This is a genomic window from Agrobacterium sp. MS2 (assembly GCF_003261015.1).
GTDB lineage: Bacteria > Pseudomonadota > Alphaproteobacteria > Rhizobiales > Rhizobiaceae > Agrobacterium > Agrobacterium pusense.
Window position 1 is genome coordinate 1 of the sequence record NZ_QLNF01000081.1, and the last position, 1,069, is coordinate 1,069.

The 1,069-nt window shown below is 44.2% G+C and carries 2 protein-coding genes; both read left to right on the forward strand.

Annotated features, from left to right (window positions below; genetic code table 11):
- Positions 1 to 373: hypothetical protein (locus DOU54_RS27760; RefSeq protein WP_210206219.1), on the forward strand; the 373-nt coding region annotated here is incomplete at its 5' end.
- A gap of 2 nt (positions 374 to 375) precedes the next feature.
- Positions 376 to 945: a DUF2750 domain-containing protein gene (locus DOU54_RS20020; RefSeq protein ID WP_193603425.1), complete on the forward strand. Its 570-nt coding sequence runs from the start codon at positions 376 to 378 to the stop codon at positions 943 to 945.
- Positions 946 to 1,069 lie beyond the last annotated feature (124 nt).

The following is a 1,069-nucleotide window of genomic DNA, read 5'->3' on the forward strand; positions in this document are numbered from 1 at the left end:
CTCGCTGACGGTTGCTGAAATTGTCCGCGGAAATCGCACCGCTCGCGTCTACAATTTCGAAGTTGAATCCAGAGCAGGCGAAATCACGAATAACTACTTCGTTGGTAACAAAGAGGCGTTGGCGCATAACGGCAAGGCAGATGCATGGAACGCTGTTTTCAATGACCCCAATACGCCTAAAATGATAAAGGGATGGATGAGACAGGAGTTGAACCGCGGGAAGAAATTCTGGAATATGAGAACTCCTCCGGGATGCGATCTCGGTCACTATCCTGCTAACCGCGGCTCGCACGGTCCAAATAGTCGACTGGAATGGACAAGAGACAACAGAAGTCGCCCAAACACTACCAATAATAATACGAAATGGAGATAGTTTTGGGATACGCAAGAGACTTAGGACTGTTCCCGATCGCAGAGTTGGAAACCCGTATTCAGGAGAGGATTAATCTACGCGAAGAAGAAATAAAATCAGTATCAAGTAAAATTAATTCCGTTAGGGATAAGTATTTCTTTCGAAAAATTGTTGATCATCATGAAATTTGGACCGTTTGGGATGGAGGAGAGCTTCCCGTTTTCGAGGGAGAAGGTGGTACATACTTTTGTGTGTGGCCATCCAGAGAATATGCAGAGTTATTTCAAGGAAAAACTATAATTGATCCTAAGTATGTTCCTATTCCGATCGATGATTTTGTTGATGAAATATTATTTAGAAATGGCAAGGTACTCGATTCAGAAGATATAGGCATATTCCCTGTTGGTGACCACCAACCATTTTCGGTTATGTCCTCCGAGGCATTTCTCGAAGAATTAGTTATGGAATGGCGTTCAAGGTTAGCAGGTAACCTGCCTTATGATTATAGCGATTCGATGGAAAGTGCATTGAAGGCAATTGGCAAGCAAATCAGAACGGTATCGAAATTTGGACCGAAGGGTAAAATTCCATAATCTGGGTTGCAGAAGCGGGCGAATCTTCTCTTCAAGTGGCCACATCTTGTTTCGAAGCCGGTGACCTTAACGTCTATCGCTATGTCTGGAACTCGCCCGCCAATTGGACGGATCCAAGTGGAAT